This window comes from Enteractinococcus helveticum (assembly GCF_001657475.1).
Taxonomy (GTDB): Bacteria; Actinomycetota; Actinomycetes; order Actinomycetales; family Micrococcaceae; genus Yaniella; species Yaniella helvetica.
In genome coordinates, this window is record NZ_LXEY01000021.1 from 249,692 (window position 1) to 272,999 (window position 23,308).

23 protein-coding genes, 3 tRNA genes and 1 pseudogene are annotated in these 23,308 nt (G+C 56.6%); 11 read left to right on the forward strand and 16 right to left on the reverse strand.

Annotated elements, in window-relative coordinates; genetic code table 11:
• Window positions 1–2: 2 nt before the first annotated feature.
• A tRNA-Pro gene (locus A6F49_RS11595) sits at window positions 3–76 on the reverse strand.
• 441 nt (window positions 77–517) lie between these two features.
• Window positions 518–591 (reverse strand) — tRNA-Gly (locus A6F49_RS11600).
• 306 nt (window positions 592–897) lie between these two features.
• On the opposite strand from A6F49_RS11600, the gene A6F49_RS11605 reads away from it, so the two are divergent.
• Window positions 898–1,203: a hypothetical protein gene (locus A6F49_RS11605; protein ID WP_043058413.1), complete on the forward strand. Its 306-nt coding sequence runs from the start codon at window positions 898–900 to the stop codon at window positions 1,201–1,203.
• Between the two features lie 115 nt (window positions 1,204–1,318).
• Here the strand turns inward: A6F49_RS11605 and A6F49_RS11610 are convergent, their stop codons facing one another.
• Genes A6F49_RS11610 through A6F49_RS11625 form a run of 4 tightly spaced genes read right to left on the reverse strand, consistent with a single transcriptional unit; the run spans window position 1,319 to window position 4,456 of the window.
• Window positions 1,319–2,383 carry a lipoyl synthase gene (locus tag A6F49_RS11610; RefSeq protein WP_043058414.1) on the reverse strand — a complete coding sequence of 355 codons (1,065 nt, stop codon included), beginning with the start codon at window positions 2,381–2,383 and terminating at the stop codon, window positions 1,319–1,321.
• Window positions 2,361–3,029, reverse strand: a complete 669-nt coding sequence (gene lipB / locus A6F49_RS11615; RefSeq protein ID WP_043058415.1) for a lipoyl(octanoyl) transferase LipB — start codon at window positions 3,027–3,029, stop codon at window positions 2,361–2,363. Before lipB ends, A6F49_RS11610 begins: the two co-directional genes overlap by 23 nt.
• A gap of 51 nt (window positions 3,030–3,080) precedes the next feature.
• On the reverse strand, window positions 3,081–3,950 hold the full coding sequence (locus A6F49_RS11620) for an Fpg/Nei family DNA glycosylase (RefSeq protein ID WP_043058416.1): 870 nt from the start codon (window positions 3,948–3,950) through the stop codon (window positions 3,081–3,083).
• Window positions 3,950–4,456: a ribose-5-phosphate isomerase gene (locus A6F49_RS11625; RefSeq protein WP_043058417.1), complete on the reverse strand. Its 507-nt coding sequence runs from the start codon at window positions 4,454–4,456 to the stop codon at window positions 3,950–3,952. The genes A6F49_RS11620 and A6F49_RS11625 overlap by 1 nt, the downstream gene beginning before the upstream one ends.
• Window positions 4,457–4,562: 106 nt before the next feature.
• On the opposite strand from A6F49_RS11625, the gene pepN reads away from it, so the two are divergent.
• Window positions 4,563–7,034, forward strand: a complete 2,472-nt coding sequence (gene pepN / locus A6F49_RS11630) for an aminopeptidase N (protein ID WP_052504945.1) — start codon at window positions 4,563–4,565, stop codon at window positions 7,032–7,034.
• Between the two features lie 19 nt (window positions 7,035–7,053).
• Here pepN and A6F49_RS18075 read toward each other — a convergent pair whose 3' ends face one another.
• From A6F49_RS18075 to fdhD, 3 genes are all read right to left on the reverse strand, one after another.
• The gene (locus A6F49_RS18075) at window positions 7,054–7,626 is read right to left on the reverse strand and encodes a PKD domain-containing protein (protein ID WP_161485811.1); all 573 of its coding nucleotides are present in this window, start codon (window positions 7,624–7,626) and stop codon (window positions 7,054–7,056) included.
• A gap of 368 nt (window positions 7,627–7,994) precedes the next feature.
• Entirely contained in the window at window positions 7,995–8,654 is a 660-nt protein-coding gene (locus tag A6F49_RS11640; RefSeq protein ID WP_052504947.1) for a DUF6318 family protein, read from the reverse strand.
• Window positions 8,655–8,854: 200 nt separating this feature from the next.
• Window positions 8,855–9,820: a formate dehydrogenase accessory sulfurtransferase FdhD gene (gene fdhD / locus A6F49_RS11645; RefSeq protein WP_043058418.1), complete on the reverse strand. Its 966-nt coding sequence runs from the start codon at window positions 9,818–9,820 to the stop codon at window positions 8,855–8,857.
• Window positions 9,821–9,877: 57 nt separating this feature from the next.
• Between fdhD and A6F49_RS11650 the strand changes: the two genes are divergently transcribed.
• The 3 genes from A6F49_RS11650 to A6F49_RS11660 are packed head-to-tail and all read left to right on the forward strand — an operon-like array spanning window position 9,878 to window position 12,365.
• On the forward strand, window positions 9,878–10,939 hold the full coding sequence (locus tag A6F49_RS11650) for a HesA/MoeB/ThiF family protein (protein ID WP_043058419.1): 1,062 nt from the start codon (window positions 9,878–9,880) through the stop codon (window positions 10,937–10,939).
• Window positions 10,936–12,138, forward strand: a complete 1,203-nt coding sequence (locus A6F49_RS11655; protein WP_043058420.1) for a molybdopterin molybdotransferase MoeA — start codon at window positions 10,936–10,938, stop codon at window positions 12,136–12,138. Before A6F49_RS11650 ends, A6F49_RS11655 begins: the two co-directional genes overlap by 4 nt.
• On the forward strand, window positions 12,135–12,365 hold the full coding sequence (locus tag A6F49_RS11660; RefSeq protein ID WP_043058421.1) for a MoaD/ThiS family protein: 231 nt from the start codon (window positions 12,135–12,137) through the stop codon (window positions 12,363–12,365). Before A6F49_RS11655 ends, A6F49_RS11660 begins: the two co-directional genes overlap by 4 nt.
• Here the strand turns inward: A6F49_RS11660 and A6F49_RS11665 are convergent.
• Complete coding sequence (locus A6F49_RS11665) at window positions 12,362–12,808, reverse strand: molybdenum cofactor biosynthesis protein MoaE (RefSeq protein ID WP_043058422.1); 447 nt, start codon at window positions 12,806–12,808, stop codon at window positions 12,362–12,364. The genes A6F49_RS11660 and A6F49_RS11665 overlap by 4 nt on opposite strands.
• A 73-nt stretch (window positions 12,809–12,881) precedes the next feature.
• On the opposite strand from A6F49_RS11665, the pseudogene A6F49_RS18485 reads away from it, so the two are divergent.
• Window positions 12,882–13,310 (forward strand): annotated as a pseudogene (locus A6F49_RS18485) (OsmC family protein); the annotation flags it as partial.
• A 192-nt stretch (window positions 13,311–13,502) separates the two neighbouring features.
• The gene (locus tag A6F49_RS18490; protein WP_407643844.1) at window positions 13,503–13,979 is read left to right on the forward strand and encodes a globin; all 477 of its coding nucleotides are present in this window, start codon (window positions 13,503–13,505) and stop codon (window positions 13,977–13,979) included.
• On the opposite strand, the gene A6F49_RS11675 is transcribed toward A6F49_RS18490, so the two are convergent.
• Window positions 13,980–14,651: a hypothetical protein gene (locus A6F49_RS11675; RefSeq protein ID WP_043058513.1), complete on the reverse strand. Its 672-nt coding sequence runs from the start codon at window positions 14,649–14,651 to the stop codon at window positions 13,980–13,982.
• Between the two features lie 101 nt (window positions 14,652–14,752).
• Between A6F49_RS11675 and A6F49_RS11680 the strand changes: the two genes are divergently transcribed.
• Together A6F49_RS11680 and A6F49_RS11685 are read left to right on the forward strand one after the other, a co-directional pair.
• Complete coding sequence (locus tag A6F49_RS11680) at window positions 14,753–15,643, forward strand: acyl-CoA thioesterase (RefSeq protein WP_043058424.1); 891 nt, start codon at window positions 14,753–14,755, stop codon at window positions 15,641–15,643.
• A 68-nt stretch (window positions 15,644–15,711) separates the two neighbouring features.
• A complete protein-coding gene (locus A6F49_RS11685) occupies window positions 15,712–17,070 on the forward strand; it encodes an MFS transporter (protein ID WP_043058425.1) in 1,359 nt (452 codons plus the stop codon).
• 74 nt (window positions 17,071–17,144) lie between these two features.
• Here A6F49_RS11685 and ettA read toward each other — a convergent pair whose 3' ends face one another.
• Window positions 17,145–18,827, reverse strand: coding sequence for an energy-dependent translational throttle protein EttA (ettA, locus tag A6F49_RS11690; protein ID WP_043058426.1), 1,683 nt, complete (start codon window positions 18,825–18,827; stop codon window positions 17,145–17,147).
• Window positions 18,828–18,906: 79 nt separating this feature from the next.
• Window positions 18,907–19,353: a single-stranded DNA-binding protein gene (locus tag A6F49_RS11695; protein WP_052504949.1), complete on the reverse strand. Its 447-nt coding sequence runs from the start codon at window positions 19,351–19,353 to the stop codon at window positions 18,907–18,909.
• A gap of 161 nt (window positions 19,354–19,514) precedes the next feature.
• Here A6F49_RS11695 and A6F49_RS11700 point away from each other — a divergent pair.
• Window positions 19,515–19,588, forward strand: a tRNA-Arg gene (locus tag A6F49_RS11700).
• A gap of 65 nt (window positions 19,589–19,653) precedes the next feature.
• Here the strand turns inward: A6F49_RS11700 and A6F49_RS11705 are convergent.
• Window positions 19,654–20,313: a response regulator gene (locus A6F49_RS11705; protein WP_043058427.1), complete on the reverse strand. Its 660-nt coding sequence runs from the start codon at window positions 20,311–20,313 to the stop codon at window positions 19,654–19,656.
• A 7-nt stretch (window positions 20,314–20,320) separates the two neighbouring features.
• A complete protein-coding gene (locus A6F49_RS11710; RefSeq protein ID WP_043058428.1) occupies window positions 20,321–21,601 on the reverse strand; it encodes a sensor histidine kinase in 1,281 nt (426 codons plus the stop codon).
• A 110-nt stretch (window positions 21,602–21,711) separates the two neighbouring features.
• Here A6F49_RS11710 and A6F49_RS11715 point away from each other — a divergent pair, with 110 nt between their 5' ends.
• Complete coding sequence (locus A6F49_RS11715) at window positions 21,712–22,557, forward strand: GAP family protein (protein WP_043058429.1); 846 nt, start codon at window positions 21,712–21,714, stop codon at window positions 22,555–22,557.
• A gap of 69 nt (window positions 22,558–22,626) precedes the next feature.
• Here the strand turns inward: A6F49_RS11715 and A6F49_RS11720 are convergent, their stop codons facing one another.
• Window positions 22,627–23,277: a GntR family transcriptional regulator gene (locus A6F49_RS11720; RefSeq protein ID WP_043058430.1), complete on the reverse strand. Its 651-nt coding sequence runs from the start codon at window positions 23,275–23,277 to the stop codon at window positions 22,627–22,629.
• Window positions 23,278–23,308: the final 31 nt, after the last annotated feature.

Consider the following 23,308-nt stretch of genomic DNA (forward strand, 5'->3'; position numbering starts at 1 on the left):
AGTCGGGACGACAGGATTTGAACCTGCGACCTCACGCTCCCAAAGCGCGCGCTCTACCAAGCTGAGCTACGTCCCGCGATCAGGTCATTGACCTGCTGGATTATCCGCCATTGAAGTCTTACCCCTGTAGCGGCTCGCACCATGGCGCCGAGAGATAACTATATGACAAAGCTTTCCGAAAGTCCAAATCGAGATGAGCCTTTTCTGAAAACTTTCTAATTTTTGGTGCAATTGCAACGGCTTTGCGTTCAAAAGTGACGTTAGCCATAGCTGTTTTGACGTGGCTTTTTACCCGCAATCACTTCAGCTTCGGAGAACCCGAGTTTTACTCAGAAGGCTTGCAAAGTTCGAGTGGAAGCTATCGGGAGTGAGGTTCCAGAGTGTGTCACTTCGAAAATGTGATGCATAACAGACGCGATCACCTCAGTGGCCCCTGAGTCGCAGAGCAGCTTCATGCAGCGATGTCATTTTTTGGAAAAACAAAAGCTCCGATTCGACCTGAGTTTGAATCGGAGCTTGGAGCGGGTGACGAGAATCGAACTCGCACTATCTGCTTGGAAGGCAGAGGCTCTACCATTGAGCTACACCCGCATACCGCTTGGGCAACAGACATAACAATAACCTATAAGCTGCGGTCATGCAAAATTGGGACACGTTCATTCCTGAAAATTTCTAGCCAAGTTCAGTCGGCTCTCATGTCGATGTTTCTTGGTGAATTGACGTGTAGGACGTTCATTTTCACCCCTTGATCACTTAGGATTAAGCTCTATATCGCATACTCGTTACGAGACTTGTCGCAGCCACTATTATGTGGATTATCAGCTGTCTTTGTGCTTTTGAAAACACATGCTGACTGGCCCGGACTAAGTTAACGAAAATACAAGGGACAAGAAAACGATGTTTGAAGCTAAAACGCTCGATCACCGCAACGTAGGTCAAACACTAATCTACCGGGGCGGGCAATCGGTCGCCGTGATCCAAGCGATCCACCATTACCCCGATAAAGGCACCGTAGACGTTGTCACGCCTGAAGAAGTCGTGACCTATAAAGAAGACGACTGGGTCAATACCACCCTGTCACCCGAACTCAACATGATTCGAGTGGTTTATAAATCATGGATTGAACGCGATGCCACCCTGACTGAATCAGATCTCAATGATCTGATGAATAAATTCTCCCGGGGTGACAATAACGGGTTTTAAATAAACTTCCTACCGTATTCGTTGTCCCGTGGGCGATCAATCGTTCCTAAAAAGCCATACCGTACCTGTCCGCCCGGGGCGGCACGGTATGGCTTTTTAGTTCTCTAACATTTTGCTAGTTGAGTGAGGCCGCTGGGATAGCAACGACATCGGCGTTGTTATCCTCGAACCGGGAGGCAACAGATTCGGCTTCCTGACGGGCCGGGATATCGGCACCTTCGGCCAGGTGGCTGAACTGTGCTGGGATGTCACGGCCCAGTGCGCGCATGGCTTCCACATAGAGCTTGCCGGAACGGTACGATGAACGAACCAGCGGTCCAGACATAACCGCTTTGGCGCCGTGTTCGTAGGCGAAGTCGCGCAGCCGTAAGAATTCTTGGGGTTTGACCCACCGATCCACCGGGTGGTGCAGCGGCGATGGGCGCAGGTACTGGGTAATGGTGATGATGTGGGTTCCAGCGTTGATCAGATCAAGAATCGTTGATTCGATCTCTTCGGTGGTCTCCCCCATCCCCAGGATCAGGTTCGATTTGGTGACCAGTCCGGCATCACGCGCCTTACTGATTGACGCCAAGGATTTTTCATACCGGAACGCCGGGCGGATGAGTTTCATCAGCCGCGGGACAGTTTCCAAGTTGTGTGCGAAGACCTCGGGTTTGGCATCAAAGATCTTCTGCAGTGCGCTATCTCCCCCACGGAAGTCGTCCACGAGCAGTTCGACGCCTGTATGCGGGGTGCGTTCATGGATGGCACGTGCGGTCTCGGCGTAAAGCCAGGAAGCGCCGTCTTCCAGATCGTCGCGTGCTACACCGGTGACGGTGACGTAATTCAGACCAAGCTCATCGACCGTCTCAGCGACGCGGTAGGGCTCTTCGGTGTCGTATTCTTCGGGCTTACCGGTGGCAATGTCACAGAATCCACAGCGTCGAGTACACACGGCACCGCCGATGAGGAAGGATGCTTCACGGTCTTCCCAGCATTCATAAATATTGGGGCAGTTGGCTTCAGCACACACCGTGTTCAACGACGTCGTGGCGACCTGCTCTTTGAGATTCTTATATTCGGGCCCCACGGTGGCACGGGTTTTGAGCCATTCGGGGCGCGGCTCGCGAGGTACTTGAGCGTTGCGCGCCTCAATACGCAGAAGTTTGCGACCTTCAGCCTGCGGGATGGTAGACATGGACGTCTCCTTCAATCGTTGTCGGTGCAAGTAGTGGTTCAAGTCGTTGCTCTAAGGCGGCTACCAGCGGTGCGGCCACAGCACCCAGGGTGGTATCGATGCCTTCTTCAGCCATGGAGGTCACGGTGGCGTCGGTGATACCGCACGGGACAATCCCAGAAAATGCGGTGGCAGGATCGGTGTTGACGTTGAGCGAAATGCCGTGCAGCGTCGCGTCCTGGGAGATCTTCAGGCCGATGGCAGAGATCTTGCGGTTGTCGATCCATACGCCGGCTCGACCTTCGATACGGCGGACGTCAAGATTAAAGGAGTTCTGCAAGGTGTCTAGAACGGCGCCTTCGACCGCACGGATGTATTTGATGACATCCACCGGTGCGGCGAGTTTGACCAGTGGGTAGCATACGAGCTGCCCGGGGCCGTGCCAGGTAATGGAGCCTGCGCGATCAGTTTCGATGATCGGCAATGTGGGATCGATGATGTCGTCAGACCGGGTGTGACGACCGGCCGTGTAACTTGATTCTGTTTCGAAAAGCAGAAATGAGTTGGGATGCTCACCGCGGGCGATCTTGGCATGCAAGTCACGTTGCATCTCGTCCATCGCGGTGTACGTTTTTAGGCCGGTATCAAGTAAATCTATGACATGCACGGAGTTAACTAAACCACAGTTCCTGATGCGCTTTAAGGTTTCATGAAATGTTTAAGACTTCTGACAGGCTGTACACCAGTACAGTTTTCGAGCTTCTAGCTCCTCGACAATGATCGCGTTGTTGCCACACACAAGACACTGTTGTCCCTGGCGTTGATAAACATAGTTCGCGTGTTCGGGAAAGGCATCAGCCAATGCCACGCCGGGGCGGTGCTCGGCTTCGGTGGTGATGATCCGTCCGGTCTCAACGCCAATGTGCAACAGATGCACCTGGTCTACCCAGATGGCTTCGTGGATATCCTTGGGCAGCCTATTGGCCGGTGTGTGCGGGTCCAGATCCAGCCTGAATAGCCCTTCTGCACGGTAGATATTGCCGATGCCGCCAATGGTTTTTTGATCCATGAGGATCGCCCCGATGCGCCGTCGAGTCTTGGCCGCAACATCGTAGAAGCGTTCCGGATCCGCGTCCTCACGGAGCGGATCCGGGCCGATACCGTCGATGACATCTTGGGCCTCGGCGATGGTCAGCGTTCGGCACACGGAAGCACCCACCAGATCGGCCCATGAGTTATCGCCGATGATTCGCACGCGAGTGGTCGGGCGTGGCTCGGTGAGTTCAACGGCAGCGCTCCGGTGGTCTTCCTGTTCGCCGATCTTGCGTGGTGCCCCGATCGAGGAGTGCTGGGACCCGCCGAAGGTCCAGGCCCCGTACATGCCCAGGTGCACATTGAGCACCAGCTCATTGTCGAAGTATAAGAACCAGTGCTTGCCGTAGGCCTCAGAGGCAACGGCGCGATGCCCGTCCAGCAGTTTCGCCCCGTCGACAAACCGCCCCTGTGGTGATGACAGGGTGAGCTGTTGGTTGACGAAGACCTCGTCGAAGTGCCGGGCAATCCGGTGAATGGAGTGACCTTCTGGCATTAAGGCTTGGCAATCCCTTCGGTGCCCAGTTCAAAACCGTCGAGTGCCCCGGTGGTTTCGTATTCACCGATCTGGCCAATGCGCCGGGCGTGGCGTTCTTCATTGGACCATTCAGCGGTCAAAAACGCCTTGATAATTTCGAGTGCTTCGGCGGGTTCGTGCTGACGACCACCCACGGCAACCACCTGGGCATTATTGTGTTCGCGAGCCAGTTGGGCAGTGGAAATGTTCCAGGCCAGGGCGGCGCGAATGCCCTTGACCTTATTGGCGGCCATTTGTTCACCGTTGCCAGAGCCTCCCAGCACAATGCCCAGCGAGTCCAGCCCCGCCTCACGATCAGCGGCGACTGCGAGCGCAGCGTTGATGCAGAATGACGGGTAGTCATCTAGCGCATCATATTCCTGGGGGCCATGGTCGATCATGTCGTAGCCGGCTTCGGCCAGATTGTCGATCAAATACTGGGCCAGTTCTAAACCGGCGTGGTCGGTGGCAATGTGAACGCGCACGTGGGCTCCTAGAAGATAACAGAATTTGCTGACTCCAGCTTAGTCGGGGTTATGAAGTGACACGAGTTGGTGAAACAATAGTGACATTGTTTTGAAAGGATCCGCCGTGCCCGCATCACTCACCACCACGATTACCCGCCACCAGGCTCAACTGCGTGCGGCAATGCTCGAGGTTGATACCTACCGATTGCACTTTGATCTCACCGATGACGACGTCTTTACGGTCCATACTGTCGTGAACTTCTCGGTGTCGGCTGCGGCAATCGGGCATTCCACCGCCATTGATCTGCTGGGCCACGAGGTCGTCTCGGCTGAGCTCAATGGTCAGCCGGTGACCTATGACGGCGCTCGGCTGAGTTTGCCAGACCTGCACGAGGACAATGAGTTGATGGTGCGATCATCGGCGAAATACTCGACCACTGGTGAGGGCCTTCACCGCTACATGGATCCCTTTGATGAGGCGGTCTATTTGTATTCTCAGTGTGCGCCAGCCGATGCGCGGCGGATCTTCCCGGTGTTTGATCAGCCCGATCTCAAAGCGCGCTACAAAATCCAGGTGACGGCCCCTGCCCACTGGCATGTGATATCCAATGAACCCGGTGAATGCACCATCCATGACGAGGTCGCCCACTGGTCATTTGCTCCCAGCCCGGTCATGTCGTCGTACCTGTTCGCGCTCATTGCCGGTGAATACGTTCAGGTGGGCGAAGACTCCTGGGACACCGCCGATGCATCCGTAGCACTGGGTTTGTGGTCGCGTCGATCCCTTGCCAGATACGTGGATGCCGAAGAGATCTTCGATATCACCAAAAACGGCTTTGCCTTCTATGAGGATCAGTTCGACCAGCCCTACCCGTACACCAAGTACGACCAGATCTTTGTGCCCGAATTCAATGCCGGAGCCATGGAGAACATCGGGGCCGTGACCATGTTGGAAGACTATATCTTCCGGTCCCCGGTCCCCCAGGCCACGGTGCAGCGCCGCGCTATCACCATCTTGCACGAGCTGGCCCACATGTGGTTTGGCAACCTGGTGACCATGAAATGGTGGGACGATCTGTGGCTGTCGGAGTCTTTTGCCGAATTCGTCTCCCACATAGCTGCCATTGATGCCGGTTTCACCGATGCCTGGACCACATTCAACGCCACCGAAAAGACCTGGGCCTACCGCCAAGATCAACTGGCCACGACCCACCCGGTGGTTGCCGATATGGTCGATTTGGATGCGGTAGCCGGCAACTTTGATGGCATTACCTATGCCAAGGGTGCCTCGGTCCTTCGCCAACTGGTTGCACTGGTTGGTCAAGACCAATTCATGAAGGGTATCCGACAGTATTTTGCCGAACATGCTTGGGGCAATGCCGAGTTCTCTGATCTTTTGCGCCACTTGGAGAACGCCTCTGGACGCGACCTATCTGACTGGTCACGCCAATGGCTACACTCCACCGGGGTCAACACGCTTAGCTGGCAACGGCAGAATGGGCTGACCATTATGCAGACCCAACCGGTGCAGCAACACCGCGTGGGCATTGGCTGCTATGACTTCACCGGTAACAAGCTCACCCGTACCCACTACGTTGAGACCGATCTAAACGCCGAGATCACCACACTTGATATCCCGGATACACCACTGGTCTTAGTCAACGACGCCGATCTGACCTACGCGAAACTCCGTGCCGACACCACCTCCGTCCTCACATTGACCGACCACCTGGGCGCAATCGACGACGCACTGGCACGGTCATTGGCATGGGGGTCAGCGTGGGATCAGACCCGCGACGCCAACGCTTCGGCCTCCTGGTTCCTAGAACTCGTGCTGGACCACATCGCATCCGAAACGGACTCGTCAGTTGTTATGATGCTCATGCGCCAAGTCGCCGAATCCCTCGATCGATACATCCCTACTGCCCACGTCCCGCTGTACCGTCAACATTTTTCATCTCGCCTATGGCAATTGGTCCAGCAAGTCCCTGCAGGTTCCGATGTGCAGCTCCAGCTCATCCAAACGTTCATTCGTCACGCCCGTACGGACGACGTCACTACGGTCAGCGCGCTCGCAGATAAACGGGGCCCCGAAGGCTTCTCAGTCTCCACGGATATGGCATGGACTGCGTTGCAACGTCTCGTTGCTATGGGCGAGGCAGGTGAAACTGAAATCGACGCAGCAGAAATCGAAGATGATACTTCCACGGGTTATCTTGCGGCCATCCATGCGCGTGCCATGATCCCAACACCGGAGAATAAAGCTGCCACCTGGGAACTTATAACTTCTGGAGAACCCACCAACCTGGAGCTGCGTCACTTAGTGATGGGCTTCCGCGACGTCCATGACGTGTCGCTACTACTCCCCTACACTGCTCAATACTTCGACACCGTTGATGATCTGTGGGGTGCCAGCAGCTTCGAAATGGCAGAGACCCTTGCTGTCGGACTATTCCCCATGTGGGAGATCTCCGAGCAGACCGCACAGCAAACCCAGGACGCTGCTAGTGCCACCATCCACACTGGTCTGCAGCGCATTCTGACAGAATTGCACGACGACGTTCACCGAGCACTCACGGCGCGCAAGGCTTTCTAAACGGTCATCAAAGGCAAAACTAACAACCCCAGGCCTGTGGGTTCTGCCCACAAGTTTGGTCCACGTTGCGCGTAACAGCTCGCCAGATTTCGATCTCGACTGGCTCCGCCTGCTGGGTGACTGTAGAACTGACTGCCTGAGTCGGCCCACCATCAACCTGGTAGGTTCCCTCAAAGACAGTAGTCAACGTGACGGTGTAGGTTCCTGGCTCGGTGAATTGGTGGCTCGTCTCAGTCTCAACGTTAAATGTCTCGGCCGGACGACCGGGTGTCTGAGTAGTCAACGTATTGCCATCACCATAGTCCCAGCGATATTCAATGGGTGTAGCTACGATGGTGACTTCCTGACCAAACATGGTTTCCGTGACCGTCTGGGCCTGGTGATTACTGGCATAGAAGTTGGTATGCGCATTCTTCAGCCCGAACGGACCACGGTCCATCACGATTTGCGGAGTTGAAGGAATCAGCTCCATCAGGTCGGACGTAGTGATGATAATTTCAATGGGTTGGGCAACGGGTCCCGACTGCGCCACTGGAACTGCTGGATCCGTATTCGTCTCTGGGGTACGAAGGAGGTCTTCTAACACAGGCATATTGCAAAGGTAAGTAGCGGACATTGGGGCGGCGGCATCCCTGCCCCCTCTAAAGCAAGTGGAGGATCTTGTAGGCGCTTGAGAAGTAATCGGCCCATCGTGCACCGAATATGAGATGGAAGGGGCGTTGGTCCTAGCATTGTAGTTGGACGAACGGCTGGAATGCTGGGTCGATTCTGAGACGTGAGGCCTGGTGTTTGGTCGGTTCGAGACACGAGAGTTCTGTTCGATGCGTACGAACATCGAATGTCCGTCACTTTCATCTCTTACATCGACGGCAGGATCAGCCATCCCATTTGAATAGGAAACGAAGAGCAGCATAGTGAGAGTAGCAAAGCACACAACCAAAGAATTCAAAGTTTGACGAATCACTGCTGGTCCTCAGACAGATGATCTTCAACACCAATCCACTCAATCTGCCAACGCTCAGACGTCTCATCGAAGCTTAATTCAGCCCACCAATCTGCTGAACTTTCCGTATCAAAACTATCTTCTTCGAGGTATTTTCCTGCCTCATAAAAGTCGACTGCAGGTTCGGTCATGATGAAACTGATGCCTGCAATAGATTCCTTGGCCTCGTCTTCAGTATTTACATCCTGAACTTTCAAAGCCATTTTCCCGTGTAACACTGCCCACGAGTCTTCCTCGTATACTCGCTTCCATCCGGAAATAAGGTCTGAACATAGAGCACACGTATCCGATGAAACAAGCTCAGCGTAGGTCGTATCTCCCGTTAACCGCCCATAATCGATAGCTTCCCAAAAATACTCCAGCGTGGCTTTGGCCCCGCCCTCCGATTTCTCGGTTGCTGAGATGGGTAGTCGTGGTTCGGGAACGTTCTGAGCAGGTCCGTCTGCGGAAGCTGGAACATAATCTGCTGTCTCGGCTAGAGACGCATCGGTGGTCTTTTCTAATTCCGGGCTCTCCTCGGCTGTTTGGGAGCAACCGGCTAGAGAAATTGTGAGTGTAAACGCAGTAAATCCGCCCAGCAGCCACTTGATGGCAGACTTCTTCGAGGATGATTTCATGAGTGACGCCTTTAATCAGTTCGGAAAAGACTGTCCCCATAAATTAGCGCTTATAAAACGGAGTCACTAGGTCTGATCAGCGTATTGTGGAAATTTCAAGTATTATTCGTTCCTCAGTTAACACTTATCCACAAAATGCAGGGCAACAGGTTGCACCTGGGGTCGCGACCGCCTAATGCGATTCGCGCGATGAAGCTAGGTTACTGAGCGACTTCGACGTCGTCGGCAACGACTTCAGGTGGCACGATACGATCTTCGCCAGCATAGATGACGCACCGGTGACCGCGGGTGAAGCCCACAAGAGTCATATCGGATTCGCGGGCCAGCTCGACAGCCAACGACGACGGTGCAGAGACGGCCACCATCATTGGAACACCGGCCATTGCGGCTTTCTGCACCAGCTCAAAGCTGGCGCGCGATGACGTCACGAGAACATGGCGACGTAACGGCAGCAAACCTTCCATCAGAGCCCAGCCCAGAACTTTATCAACGGCGTTATGCCGGCCCACGTCTTCACGAACCACGAGAATTTCGCCGGTGTCGACGTCATAGAGCCCGGCACCGTGCAGCCCACCGGTCTTGGCAAAAACTTTCTGGTCCTGACTAAGTCGATCAGGCAGGCCCATCACAGTGTGCTCATCCAGTGTGAAGTTCGAGCGCTCATCGAGCGGGTAGCAGCCGCTTTGGTGAACATCATCAAGCGACTGACGACCACACAGCCCGCAGGAGGAGTTCACCACCAGCTGGCGTTGTGCCGCACTGGCAGGCGGAGGAACATGCGGTGCCAGGGTGATGTCCACAACGTTATCTGAGGTGTCATCCAGCGCTCCGGCAAAGGTGCCGAGCGTCAGTGGCATGGCTAGCGCAGCGGAAGCATCAACATCCGGGGTCAGTTGGCCCACGGGTTTGAGCCCTTTGGGTCCACTATCCTTCTGGCAATACCGGACATTTGCGACGTCGTCGGCGGAGTTGATAATGCCCTCGGAGAGGGCAAAACCCACGGCAAGGGAAAAGTCATGGACGGGGGTGCGCATGGTCACGGCGAGGCGCTCGCCATTGACGCGGATTTCCAGCGGCTCTTCAACGGCCAGTGTGTCGGCACGGTGCGTTCTGCCGCCGTCTTTGGTGACGCGGGCGACCCGGATTCGAGCTTGTGAAGAACGCATGTGTCTATCCTAACGTTCGCCGGTTACTTTATGGCAGCACATTGTTAGGCTTGGAGCATGAATATTGGCCCAGATTTTATCCGTTCCAGAACGGCCAGACATCGTCGCTTACCTGAGATTGGCGACGGCGGTGCCGCCCGACTGGCTGACGCGCGCGTGGCTGTGGTGGGTGCCGGCGGGCTGGGATCCACTGTGATCCCGTATCTTGCGGCTGCCGGTGTGGGACGCATCGATGTGTTTGATGACGACGTGGTGGAACTGTCGAATCTCAACCGTCAGATTTTGCACTCGGTGGAGCGGATCGGCCAACCCAAGGTGGACTCGGCTATTGCCGCCGGGCAGCGTATCGCTCCTGAGGTTGAGGTGGTTGCTCACCGGGTGCGCCTGGACGAGAACTTTGCCGAAGTTGTTGGACCGGTGCGACCGGATGTGGTGATCGATGGTTCTGACTCATTCGATACCCGCTTTATTGTGGACGCCGGAGCTGCTGAACTCGGCGTGCCGGTGGTCTTTGGTGCGCTGATGCAGTGGTCAGCCCAGGTAACGATCTTTGATGCGGCTGGAGCCTATGGGCCGGCGATCCGGCTGACCGATATTTTCCCAGATACCGCCCAGGTGCGTGCCACCCCGGGGTGTGCGGAGATGGGGATTCTGGGCTCAGTTGCCGGGATGGTCGGGACGATGTTGGCCACCGAGGCGATCAAATTGCTGCTGGGCGTGGGCAAAACGCTGCTGGGGCGGATGTTGGTGATCGACACGCTGGATATGACCACCACCGAAATTCCGCTGGCACCGCCCGAAGCAGTAGAAACAATCCGCGTCAGAGCGGTGACGCCACAAGTATTGGATGCAACGACGACGGTGGTGGATGTGCGCCGGGACGATGAGGTGGCCGAGTTTCCGGCACCGTTGGTCACCGTGCATGTGCCATTTGATCAGTTGGAGAGTTTCAAACCGGTTGCTGGTCAGCGCATTGTGACGCTGTGTCGCACTGGGCCGCGTTCGGTTCGTGCGGCCCAACGTTTGGCGGCGTCTGGACATGAGGTGGTGGGGTATCTTGATGGTGGTGTCCAAGCGTTGAACACCACGGCAGTCACCAGTGAAACGAGCCTGAGATGATCACCCAAGAAGAGCATTTATCGCGGATTTTGCACCTGATCAGTCCACTACGGGTTACCGAGGTGCCACTCAACGAGGCTCTGGGGCAGACGCTGGCAGCCAATGTGACCGCCAGCGTGGATCTGCCACCCTGGGATTCCGCGGCCATGGACGGGTATGCGATCTCCCTGCAAGACTTCACCCTCGGGACACTGCCGGTGACCAAAACCATTGCCGCCGGGCATCGTCAGAAAGAAAAAATCGGCCCCGGTGAGGCCGCAGCCATCATGACCGGTGCTCCGGTCCCCGAAGGCGCCGATACGATCGTGCCGCTGGAGTTCTTCCACGAACCAACCCAGGATCTGCCCACAGAAATTACATTTGATCACGTACCCGAAGCTAATCGGCACATTCGCAAACGCGCCGATGACACCACCGCCGGGTCCATCGTGGCGGCAGCCGGGACCTTCCTGCGCCCCAATCACATCGGGGCTATTGCGGCCACCGGTACCGCTAGCGTCTACACGGCCCGCCAACCGAGGGTTGCCATCATCTCCACCGGCGATGAACTCGTCTCGCCCGGCACCCCGTTAGAACACGGCCAAATCCCGGATTCCAATGCCCCACTGGTGGCCGCAACACTGGAAAGCCTCGGTGCCGAAGCAACCCACCAGGTACGCGTGCGCGACTCAGCAGCCAGCCTGGAACACACAATCGCCCAGGTCGAACACTCAGTGGATGCGATCATTCTGACCGGCGGCGCCTCAGTGGGCGCCCACGATATTTCCAACTACGTGCTCTCCGCCTGGCAACACGAGGACCCAGAACAGGCTATTCGGTTTGGTGAGGTCAATATCCGCCCCGGCAAACCCCAGGGCTTTGGCTTATCCCCGGCCGGCACCCCGGTGTGGTCGCTGCCCGGTAACCCGGTGGCAGTATTTGTGTCACTGCAGATTTTTGTGATCCCCGGGATCAAAAAGATGCAGCGCCAAGCACCGCACCCGCGCACCCATCACGTGGTGACCACCAAAGAACTGCGCACACCCAAAGACCTGCACTACTACATGCTGGCCACGGTCGATGACAACGATCGTGCCACCCCGCTACCATCCAATTCACATCTGGCCGCCAAAATGGCCCAGGCCACCGGCCTGCTGCACGTCCCACCCAACGTGGACGGCGTGCCCGCTGAAGGAACTGTCGAGTACATACCGCTATGATTACCGTTCGTCTTTTTGCCGCTGCAGCCGACGTCGTCGGCACCAAACAACTCGAACTGCACGCCGATACCGTGGCAGATGTCGTCACGCAACTGTCCGATGCGCGCACGAGCGCCGATGTGATTTCGCGGTGCTCGTTTCTGGTCGACGGCGCACGGGCCACCGAGCAGACTGCGCTGCAACCCGGTGCGACCGTGGATGTGCTGCCGCCGTTTGCCGGTGGTTAGATCCCAACCCAGGTGCTGCCCTCGGCCCCGAACTGCAACTTCCAGATCGGCACGCGAGCTTTAATTTCTTCGACAACGTTGCTGCACACCGCAAAGGCTTCCTGCCGGTGGGCGGCCGAGACTGCCACAAACAGCGCGGTATCTCCCACCTCGAGGTGACCAATTCGGTGGGCGGCGACCACACGGACCGGGAGCGGGCCGTGGTCCAGCTCGTTGTGTACCTCGGTATTGGCTTCGGCGATGATCTCGCGCAAGAACGTTGTGGCGTCCGGGTGCGCCGTATATTCCAGCCCGGTCACCTGGCCGGTGGCCTCCGGGTCGTGATCACGCACCACGCCCTCAAATACGACGACGGCGCCGGCGTCTGCGGCGGTGACTGCCGCACGCAGCGACGCGGTATCCAGGGTGGTCTCGGTGACTTCGGAGCGTTCAACCAAATTCATGCCCACCAGTCTAAGTGTTCGCCGCTTGGGGCAATGCTCAACCGCGCCGCAGCTGCTGAACTAGACTGAGCATGTGCAACACGAGTTTTCTTTACGCGCCGAATGGAACACCGATACGACCCGTCCACACCCGGACCGCGGGTTTAGCCGCGACGTCGTCATACAGGCCGATGGGCCCGGTGAACTCCTTGGCTCGGCGGCCAAGCCGTTCCACGGGGATGCTGCCCGCTGGAATCCGGAGCACCTCCTGCTGGCCGCGCTGGCCGAATGCCACATTCTGTCGTACCTGTATGTCGCAGGACAGGCCGAACTTGAGGTGGAAAAAGTCATGGTGCGCGGCGAATTGACGCTTGAGGCCGGAGCCGAGGGTGGTCAGGTCACCTCCGCAACTCTGTACCCGGAAGTTTGGGTGGCCGATGCGATGCAGCTACCGCGTGCTCGTGAACTGCACGAGGAGGCTCACCGGCAGTGCTTCATTGCCCGCAGCGTGAATTTCCCGGTGACCATTGAGATTCCAAATCAGCATCAGATCCCTGAACTGCCCAAGTTCTCTTCGCGTCTGGGCGCACCGATTGCCGTGTTGAAACCACGTCAGTCCAAAAAACCCTCGCAGGTCACCGGCAATGACGACGCTCGCCTGGCCGCTATTCGTGCTGAGCACGAGGCCGAACAACAGCGCCGTACGAACATTGCCGTGCAGCATACTGAACCGGCCGATGCGCAAGAAGATGCCAACGCGACTGCCGAGCAAACGCAGGCTGCCGCCCAAACGGCCCAACGAACGAATGCTCCGGCGGAACAAACCTCGTTTTACGATCAGGTCGGTGGCGAACCGACCTTCCGCAAACTCACCGCAGAGTTCTACAAGCAGGTTGCCGACGACGAGGACTTCCGGGCGATGTATCCCGAAGAGGACCTTGGCCCTGCAGAAGAACGCCTGCGCCTGTTTTTGATCCAGTACTGGGGTGGCCCCACCGATTACTCCCAGCTGCGGGGTCATCCGCGCCTGCGCGCCCGCCACATGCCGTACCACGTTGATACCCAGGCACGTGAGACCTGGCTGCGCTTTATGCGCAATGCCATGGATACCCTGGAGCTGTCACCCCTGCACGATGACACGATGTGGGATTACTTCCAGCGGGCTGCTCGCGCAATGCAAAACCGCCACTAACTACAGGGCCACTGCCGCACGGGCTATCACATGCCCGCCGGTGCTCGTGAGCCGTACCCAGTTGCCTGCCGTCGAGACGGTGGTCTCCCCGCGCGGCAAGAGGAAACCTAAACTGTGGGCACCAAGGGTGGCACCGGCAGGAAATTCCACGTGATCGGCGTCGCCAATCTGTTCACCCCACACCGCCGAGCGCACCTGAGCTAACAGTGGTGCCCCAGGATTTGATGGCAGGCCCTCGGAGACCTTGGAGATCCCGTTGCGGGCGACCTTGCGAATGTCGGCGTCGTCGACCACTGCGGCGGTGGTCCAGCCGGAACGCGGAGCATTCATGGCCGTCCAGGTCACCGAGATCTCAGACGGCGGCAGCGTGAAGGCCGTCGAGTTTGACGAAATCATCCGGTGGGTCCGATCGGTCACCGCGTCCATGGCAAACACCGAGTCCAGTTCGAAGCGTGGGTGGTCGGAAAAATCCAAGGCGAAGGTGCGCAAGCCGATAACAATCGGGACCCCATCGCCGAGCCCTGCCGGGTGCATCACCGAGACCGAGGCGGCCAGCACGTTGCCAGTCACCACGAATCGTACGCCGGTGGTATCCAGGGTTTTTGCCCGGGTCACAAAGCTTTGTAAGTCTTTGACGGAGTTGAGCGAAGCGAAGGGCAAGACGTGTTCCATGAAAACAATTATGCCCAGCACGCCCACAGGGTCGCTAAGGTCTGCCCGCAATTGAGCTGACAGCACTAGAGTATGAACAAAACTCCATCTGAAAGGCGCACATGGCAAATACTCCATATCCTGATGACCCCACCGACATTCTGCGTGATGTGTTGAAACTCGAGCGTGTTGACGCCGATGAACACGCCAGCACCTTTGTGGGGCACACACCGCCCCAGACCGGTGGTCGTGTCTTTGGTGGCCAGGTCATGGCCCAATCATTGGTTGCCGCCAGCCACTCAGTTGATGCCGATCGGTTCCTGCACTCGATGCACTGCTACTTCATCCGCCCCGGGGATGCGACCCAACCGTTACACATCACCGTGGATCACCACCGCGACGGCCGATCATTTTCCGTCCGCCATGTCGAGGTCACCCAGCATGACAAAGTCATTTTGTCGCTGACCTGTTCCTTTCAGACCGAATCCGGCGGCGTTGAACACCATGAGCCAATGCCCGAAGGCATCCCGCACCCCGACCGGCTGCCACCAATTTCCGCTCTGGTGGGCATGATCGATGATCCAGCAGCCCAAGAACTGGCCTATAACCGTCCCTTCGATATTCGCTATGCCTACGAGCCGATGTTCCTACGCCCGGCAGCCGAAAAGGTCAACCGCAATATTGTGTGGATGAAAACCTTCACCCCAGTCAACGTCTCGCCCAATGTCGCAGCCGCCGGACTGGCGTATGCATCCGACTACACGATCCTAGAATCCGTCCTCCGCAACCACGGGGTCACCTGGAGCCAACCGGATAAATCGGTGGCCTCCTTGGATCACGCCATGTGGTTCCACCGGCCCTTCAACCTGGATGACTGGTTACTGTTCGTCCAAGAATCCCCCTCCGCGCAATCAGCACGCGGGCTGGGTATCGGCCACATTTACACCATCGACGGCGACCTGGTAGCCACCGTCGCACAGGAGGGCATGATCCGACTGCCACAATACGACTGACCCAGAACAGACCCGCAGGTCATTACGTGTTTACCTGAACGCCACCCCACTATGGTTAGGATGCGAACATGTCTGAAGCCGTCACCACATCTCGTTCCCCGCACCAACCGCGGATCAAACGCTCACATGTGACCGCCTGGGCGATGTGGGACTGGGGTTCCGCCGCCTTCAACGCGGTCATGATCACCTTCGTTTTCGGGACTTATCTGGCCTCCGAATCCTTTGGTGCCGATGATCGCGGTACCTCCTGGCTGGCCGCCGGCAACGCGATCGCCGGGGTCATCATTGCGCTGACCGCACCGGTCATCGGGCAACGCGCCGACAACGACGGCCGACGCACCCTGTGGCTGGGGATCAACACCGGGCTGGTCATTGCCACCATGGCCGCGTGTTTCTTCGTCCAGCCCCAGGAATCCTACCTCCTGCTGGGGGTCATCCTGCTGTCGGCCGGCAACGTGTTCTTCGAGTTCGCTGGCGTCCAGTACAACGCGATGCTGGTCAAAATCGCCACGCAGTCGACGATCGGGCGCATCTCAGGTCTCGGTTGGGGTGCAGGCTATCTGGGCGGGATCTTTTTACTGCTGTTGGTGTACATCGGATTCATCAGTGGTGATACCCACTGGTTCGGGATTACCAATGACGACGCAATGAACATCCGCATGGTTGCTGTATTTGCCGCCGTGTGGTTCTTGGTATTCTCGCTACCGGTCCTGGTCGTGATGCGAAACCGCGAAAGCACCGGACCAAAACCAACAACCCGACGTGCCTCGATAGTGCAGTCATATCGTCAGTTGATCGCCACCATTGTGGATCTGTGGAAGAACCGACGCAATACCTTCTGGTTCTTTGTCGCCTCAGCGATCTTCCGTGATGGCGTCGGTGCGGTCTTTGCCTACGGTGCCATTTTGGGAACCACGGTCTATTGGGTGGACCCCGGACAGATTTTATTCTTCGGGATCGCCGCCAACGTCGTGGCAGCCGCCGGCGCATTTGTCGGTGGCTTATTCGATGACCGCTTCGGCCCCAAACGCATCATCACGGTTTCGCTGCTGGGACTGATCGTCTCGGCCGTCATTATTTTTGTCCAGAACGGCACCCTAGCCTTCTGGATCTGGGGATTATTCCTGTGTTTCTTTGTCGGCCCGGTTCAATCGTCATCTCGCGCATTTTTAGGTCGGTTGACGACCGCACAAACCGCCGGAGAAATGTATGGGCTGTATGCAACCACCGGCCGCTCGGTCTCATTTCTCACCCCGATGCTCATCGCAGTCTTCGTGGGCATCTCGGGCCAGTCACGAATGATGGTTCCAGCAATCATCATCGTGTTGGTTCTGGGGCTGTTGTTGCTGTGGTTCGTCAAAGATCCCAAGACCTCGGATGACGAGCCGGTACTGACCGATGTAACCGAACCACCAGCCTCGCAATAGGTCACAATTCAGGCGTTAAAAGCCGCTGCCCTGCACATCGATTCAGATGTGCAGGGCAGTTGCATATTGAGCGACTAGTTCCGTGTCAGGCGACGGTGCGTGGCGCGTGCTTCGCGGATGGCGTCCGGGCCGAGACGGTCCAGCTTGTTGGCTTCGTAGGATTCGAAGTTTCCTTCGAACCAGTACCAGTTGGCTGGGTTTTCTTCGGTGCCTTCCCATGCGAGCATGTGGGTGGCTACGCGGTCGAGGAACCAACGGTCGTGCGAGATGACCACGGCACAGCCGGGGAATTCCAGCAGTGCGTTTTCTAGCGAGGTCAGGGTTTCGACGTCCAGGTCGTTGGTCGGTTCGTCGAGCAGCAGCAGGTTGCCGCCTTCTTTCAGCGTCAGTGCCAGGTTCAGGCGGTTGCGCTCACCACCGGATAGGACCCCGGCCTTCTTCTGCTGGTCTGGGCCTTTGAAACCAAACGCGGAGACGTAGGCACGGGATGGCATCTCGACATTACCAACCTGAATGTAGTCCAGACCGTCCGAGACGACTTGCCACAGAGATTTCTCGGGGTCGATGTTCGTACGGTTCTGGTCGACATAGGAGATCTTGACCGATTCACCGATCTTCAGATCCCCGGAGTCAATTTCTTCCAGACCAACCAGGGTCTTGAATAGCGTGGTTTTGCCGACACCGTTTGGACCGATGATGCCCACAATGCCGTTTGGTGGCAGCGAGAAGCTGAGGTTGTCGATCAGGGTACGACCGTCAAAGCCTTTCGAGATGTTGTCGGCTTCGATGACCTGGCTACCCAAGCGTGGACCAGGTGGGATCTGGATTTCTTCGAAGTCCAGCACACGGGTTTTTTCGGCTTCGGCAGCCATTTCTTCGTAGCGTTCCAGACGAGCTTTCTGCTTGGCCTGGCGACCCTTGGCGTTGGTGCGAACCCAGTCGAGTTCTTCTTTCAGGCGACGAGCAAGCTTGGCGTCTTTCTTGCCCTGAACATCCAGACGTTCGCGTTTCTTTTCAAGGTAGGTCGTGTAGTTACCTTCGTATGGGTACAGTCGACCGCGGTCGACTTCAGCAATCCATTCGGCAACGTGATCCAGGAAGTACCGGTCGTGAGTAATAGCAATGACAGCGCCTGGGTAGTTGGCCAGGTGGCCTTCAAGCCATGCAACCGACTCGGCATCTAGGTGGTTCGTCGGTTCGTCGAGCAATAGAAGATCTGGTTTTTCCAACAGGAGTTTCACCAGTGCGACACGACGGCGTTCACCACCGGAAAGGTGGGTGACAGGTTCATCGCCGGGTGGCAGCTGGAGGGCTTCCATGGCCTGGCCGATCTGAGAGTCGATGTCCCATCCGTCAGCGGCGTCGATGGCTTCTTGCAGCTTGCCCATTTCATCCATGAGGGCTTCGAAGTCTGCATCGGGTTCAGCCATTTCGGCAGAGATTTCGTTGAAACGTTGCAGCTGCTGGTAGACCTCACCAACACCTTCCTGCACGTTTTCCAAAACGGTTTTGTCTTCAGTCAGCGGTGGTTCCTGCAACAGGATGCCCACCGAGTAACCCGGTGATAGCCAGGCTTCGCCGTTGGAAGGCTCGTCCAGGCCTGCCATGATTTTCAAGATGGTTGATTTACCGGCACCGTTGGGTCCGACCATACCGATCTTGGCGCCGGGGTAAAAGGACATGGTTACGTCGTCGAGAATGACTTTATCGCCCACTTTTTTGCGAGCTTTGATCATTTGGTAAATAAATTCGGCCATATGCTCTACAGTAGTCGGTCGCCGCGGCAGAACGTAATTCTTCTCGTTGCGCGGCAACCGATCTACTTCCTAGCGAACATTAGGCCGATAGTGCTTCAGGTTCTTCCCAACCGTGGTCTATCAGTGGGCCATCGTGTGAGTCTTCTGCAACGAGCGGTGACCTGGATTTGGTGTACCGGGTAAAGTCGGTAAATCCAAGTAGCAGATCGTGTCCTGCGGTCTCTGCATTGATCTCCGGGGTGGTACCTTTCTTATCCTCTTTGGAGGTCCACTGTTTGATGGTCAACTTGCCAGAAACTATCACCGGGTCCCCCACGGAGAAGGATCGAAATACGTTTTCGGCCAGCCGACGGAATGCTGACACCGTATACCAGGAGGTCGTGCCGTCTTCCCATTCTTGAGTTTGCCGGTTGAAGTATCGTTCGGTGGCGGCTAGTCGGAACTCTACGATCACGGTCCCAGAATCAGTCACTACCCGGCGTGGGGCGGTAGCAACATTTCCTCGAACGGTCAGTTGGGTTTTCATGTTCCAGTCCTTTCAGTCAACATTTATCCGAAGCACACTTCGAATATGTGTTCAGTCAAGGCGATCCGCACACTACCGATGATTCAGAGACGCTAAACTGTGGATAACATGGTTGTCGAGTTCGAGTTGTGGACAACTTTTTAGGTAGACTATCCCCTGTTGCCTCAGTAGCTCAGCTGGATAGAGCAACGGCCTTCTAATCCGTAGGTCGGGGGTTCGAGTCCCTCCTGGGGCGCAACAGGCCGGCATCTGACCAGATCAGATGCCGGTTTTCTTTTTTTCTTGATCCCTCACTCCGACCTATGACAACAGGCCCGCATCACGGGCCACCAATGCGGCCTGCGTGCGGGAATCAATACCCAATTTTTCCAAGATGTGTGATACGTGGGTTTTTGTGGTGCCCAAACTGATGCCCAGATGCCTGGCGATTTGTTTATTAGATCTGCCATGACCGATCTCAGTCAGGACATGGAGCTCGCGATCGGTCAACTCATCAAGACCCGCAGCTGTACCTACTGCTTCATCAGTTTCTGTGGATGCAGCATCGGATCCCGCGACAGCAGCAAAAATTCGACGGCTCACTTCTGGGACGATGGCTCCCTGCCCGGCTGCGACGCGTTGCACAGCGTTGATGATTTCAGCGGTTTCTGCTGTTTTCAGTAAGAAACCTGCGGCGCCTGCACGGACGGCACCAAAGACATAGTCGTCGTGATCGTAGGTGGTCAGGACCAGGACGTTCATCCCCTGTGCCGCCAGTTCGCGAGTTGCAGCTATGCCGTCGAGGTTGGGCATCTGCAGATCCATGAGGATGACGTCGGGTTTGAGCGCGTAGGCGTTTTGCAGCGCGGCATGCCCGTCTGCGGCCTCGGCCACGACCTGTATGTCATCTGTGTTTTCTAGGATCATGCGCAGCCCAGTACGAATGGCGCCATGGTCGTCTGCTATCAGCACAGTGATCATCGAGCGGCTACTCCTTTGGATTGTTTCCTGCGGTCTGGGCATGGCCGTGATGATTTGGCGTCACGGGCAGTTCAACGCTGACCGTCCAGAACCGATGGCCCTTATCTGAGTGAACCCCCGCAGTAAAACAACCGCCAAGGTCATCAACCGCTGCAGCCATTGAGCCCAGACCGAAGCCACCAGAGAGCCCAGTAGGTGTTTGTGAGACCTGATCGATACTGATTGAGGGCATCGGATTTTTGATGCTGCAAGTCATGACATCATCATCGACCACAATGTCCAACGAGGCGGTACCATCACCGTGTTTATATGCATTCGTTAACGCTTCTTGCACCACCTGGGTGACCAGACGCGCTGCAGCGGGCTCCAGCCGGTTGATCGAGTCAACTGGCTTTCCGGTGACTGACAGTTCGAGGCCAGCCGAGCGAAGCCGCTGCAAGAGCTCGTCAAGCGATACCGGATCATGTGTCACCAGCTGGTTATGGTCATCTTGTGTCGTGAAGGTTCGCAGAACATCTATGAGTTCACGCATATCTTTCAGTGCTGCGAGCGCAGCGTGCCGGATCTCTGCCAGCACGTTACGGTCTTTGTCAGCTTGTCTCGGCATATCGAGGGCCCCGGTTGTGTACAGCGCGATGGTCGATAAGTGTGATGAGATCGTGTCGTGTAATTGGGCTGCGAAATCTGCGCGTTGGCGGCGTAAGAGTTCTTGGCGTTCGAGTTCTTCTCGACGCCGTGCAGCCAAAGATTTGAGTCGCTCCATCTCTGCACGTTCGTATCCTCCACGGACTTCGCTCCCCCACCACAGCGAAATGACAGCGACCACAACAACCTGGAAGATGCCGCCAACACTCCTGCCCAGATCTCCTGTCAATGCCACAATCCAGACGAAGATCGCAAGACCGATGCCGACCAAACTCCATCGCAACATCCTGCCAGGCGTATAGCGAGCCGTGTTGTACACGGCGTTGCCCCAGACTAGTAACACCGCAAGGTGGACGCCCATGGTCATGTCGATGATCAACACGCCAGTGATGATCCAATACACCGCCAACGGGTAGCGAGTTTGATACCAGGTCGCTATACACGTGAGGGCTAACGGTAACGTATGCCACCAGTGCAGTTGGTCTGCGGTGAAGGGCCACAACACCGGATATTGCTCAAATGCGTGGACTCCTAATGCGAGTAATACAAGGCCGAGGGTCAGAAAGACTAGACCCGAGAAGATGTCTCTGCCGATGGGCTTATTCCCTGTCAGACCGCTGGAGGTGCTTGCTTGCACAGTCATGTTCTTTAGTATTCCACGGTTGGTGCACCTCAGATATAAGACCAAAGATAGAGGTGGGCTTCGGTCCAATGGCCGATGGCAGCGCGCCTGCACGCCAATAACCTCAAATCATGGATATCGAAATCGTGACTTCATTTGCCGTGTTGTTCCCGGTGCTCGCGGGTTTGGCGTTAGTCGACTCGTTGAGCTTTGGGACCTTGGCCATCCCGGTGTGGCTGTTGATGGCACCTGGTCGACTACGGGTCGGTCGAATATTGGTGTATTTGGCCTCGATTTGTGGCTTCTATTTTCTCGTTGGGCTCGTCCTGCTCTTTGGCGCGCGCTTCGTCAGTAGCCAAGTGCAGATTGACTGGAGCCACCCAGGGATGATGCTGTTGGGATTCGTTTTCGGACTGGGGCTGCTGGTGTTGAGCTTTGTCATGGATCCGCCCAAGTCCTGGCACAAGGCAGGCCCGAAGGAAAAAACGCAGAATCGGGGACGGATGGCTTCGCGGATGATCGCATGGCGCCAGTCAATGGTTCAGGAGACCGTGACTCCCTCAGCGGATCATCCCAGCGTCATGGTCAAGAGCCATTACCGTAGCAAGGGTAAGAACCTCAATCTGATGGGCCTTGCGGCAACCGCCGGGCTCCTCGAGGTGGCGACCATGTTGCCCTATCTTGCGGCCGTAGGTTTATTGACCGCAAGCGCTCCTACGCTGGGATTGGGCTCTGTGCAAAGTGCAGGGGTTCTTGCTGGGTACTGTGTCGTGATGGTGTTGCCAATGCTGATATTACTTCTGGGACGAGTACTCTTCCAGAAAGCAGTGACACCGCTACTGCAACGCGTGGATGCCTGGTTTGCTGAAAAAGGCCAGTCAACGATCGCCTGGGCGATCGGCATTGTGGGCGTTGTCCTGATGCTCAACACTTGGCCAGTCGCACAAGAATTATTGCCTGGTACAAACCTTGGCTGACACTGGGTATTGGCCATGTTGCCCCATGCCAGCCACGACGCTTCGATGTTGGAATGCAACATGTGGTTGTCAGAGTGCTGCTAACACTGCTTTTTCAAAGTTCATCACGTGGCTGATGGCGAGTCGTTCGGCTTTCTCGACATCTTGGTCAATCACGGCTTGCAGCAGCTCGAGGTGTTCATCAACGTGTGGTTTCATCACTTGTAACCGTGGCAACACGTAATTCCACATGCGCTGCGACAGGGTGAAGTACTGCTTGAGGGTGGATTCGATGTACCGGTTATCCATGGCTCGATAAATGGCTTCATGCATTCTTGCATCAATATCCAGCAGTCGTTCAGCATCGGTATCGTCAATGGTCTGTAGTTCTTCGTAGGCTGCGATGAGGTCTTGTCGAAAGGCGTCGGACTTCGACTGTGCTGCTCGAGCTGCGGCATAGCCTTCTAGTACTCGGCGAGCTTCTGAGATCTGTCGAAGATCACGCACCGTGACTTCTGGGACGAATGTGCCGCGGTGCGGGTAGATGTCTAAGAGCCCTTCGGCCCGCAAGCGGCGCATGGCCTCACGCAGTGGAGTCCGGCCGATTCCCAGGCGTTCGATCATGCGTTCTTCGTCAATGAGTTGGCCAGGTGCAAGCTGAGCCGAGATGATGAGGTCGCGCAATTGTTCGTAGGCTCGTTCGGCAAGTGTCCGATGTGCTGGCGGGCGCGATTCCCCCATAGTGCTTGGCTCCTGGTCTCTTGGAAGAAAC

Bases quoted from the DNA above. Each gene is read 5' to 3' on its own strand.
- A6F49_RS11605 (WP_043058413.1), top strand. From the start codon at position 898: ATGTTTGAAGCTAAAACGCTCGATCACCGCAACGTAGGTCAAACACTA.
- A6F49_RS11610 (WP_043058414.1), bottom strand. From the start codon at position 2,383: ATGTCTACCATCCCGCAGGCTGAAGGTCGCAAACTTCTGCGTATTGAG.
- A6F49_RS11620 (WP_043058416.1), bottom strand. From the start codon at position 3,950: ATGCCAGAAGGTCACTCCATTCACCGGATTGCCCGGCACTTCGACGAG.
- A6F49_RS18075 (WP_161485811.1), bottom strand. From the start codon at position 7,626: ATGCCTGTGTTAGAAGACCTCCTTCGTACCCCAGAGACGAATACGGAT.
- A6F49_RS11640 (WP_052504947.1), bottom strand. From the start codon at position 8,654: ATGAAATCATCCTCGAAGAAGTCTGCCATCAAGTGGCTGCTGGGCGGA.
- fdhD (WP_043058418.1), bottom strand. From the start codon at position 9,820: ATGCGTTCTTCACAAGCTCGAATCCGGGTCGCCCGCGTCACCAAAGAC.
- A6F49_RS11650 (WP_043058419.1), top strand. From the start codon at position 9,878: ATGAATATTGGCCCAGATTTTATCCGTTCCAGAACGGCCAGACATCGT.
- A6F49_RS11655 (WP_043058420.1), top strand. From the start codon at position 10,936: ATGATCACCCAAGAAGAGCATTTATCGCGGATTTTGCACCTGATCAGT.
- A6F49_RS11660 (WP_043058421.1), top strand. From the start codon at position 12,135: ATGATTACCGTTCGTCTTTTTGCCGCTGCAGCCGACGTCGTCGGCACC.
- A6F49_RS11665 (WP_043058422.1), bottom strand. From the start codon at position 12,808: ATGAATTTGGTTGAACGCTCCGAAGTCACCGAGACCACCCTGGATACC.
- A6F49_RS11675 (WP_043058513.1), bottom strand. From the start codon at position 14,651: ATGGAACACGTCTTGCCCTTCGCTTCGCTCAACTCCGTCAAAGACTTA.
- A6F49_RS11680 (WP_043058424.1), top strand. From the start codon at position 14,753: ATGGCAAATACTCCATATCCTGATGACCCCACCGACATTCTGCGTGAT.
- A6F49_RS11685 (WP_043058425.1), top strand. From the start codon at position 15,712: ATGTCTGAAGCCGTCACCACATCTCGTTCCCCGCACCAACCGCGGATC.
- ettA (WP_043058426.1), bottom strand. From the start codon at position 18,827: ATGGCCGAATTTATTTACCAAATGATCAAAGCTCGCAAAAAAGTGGGC.
- A6F49_RS11695 (WP_052504949.1), bottom strand. From the start codon at position 19,353: ATGAAAACCCAACTGACCGTTCGAGGAAATGTTGCTACCGCCCCACGC.
- A6F49_RS11705 (WP_043058427.1), bottom strand. From the start codon at position 20,313: ATGATCACTGTGCTGATAGCAGACGACCATGGCGCCATTCGTACTGGG.
- A6F49_RS11710 (WP_043058428.1), bottom strand. From the start codon at position 21,601: ATGACTGTGCAAGCAAGCACCTCCAGCGGTCTGACAGGGAATAAGCCC.
- A6F49_RS11715 (WP_043058429.1), top strand. From the start codon at position 21,712: ATGGATATCGAAATCGTGACTTCATTTGCCGTGTTGTTCCCGGTGCTC.
- A6F49_RS11720 (WP_043058430.1), bottom strand. From the start codon at position 23,277: ATGGGGGAATCGCGCCCGCCAGCACATCGGACACTTGCCGAACGAGCC.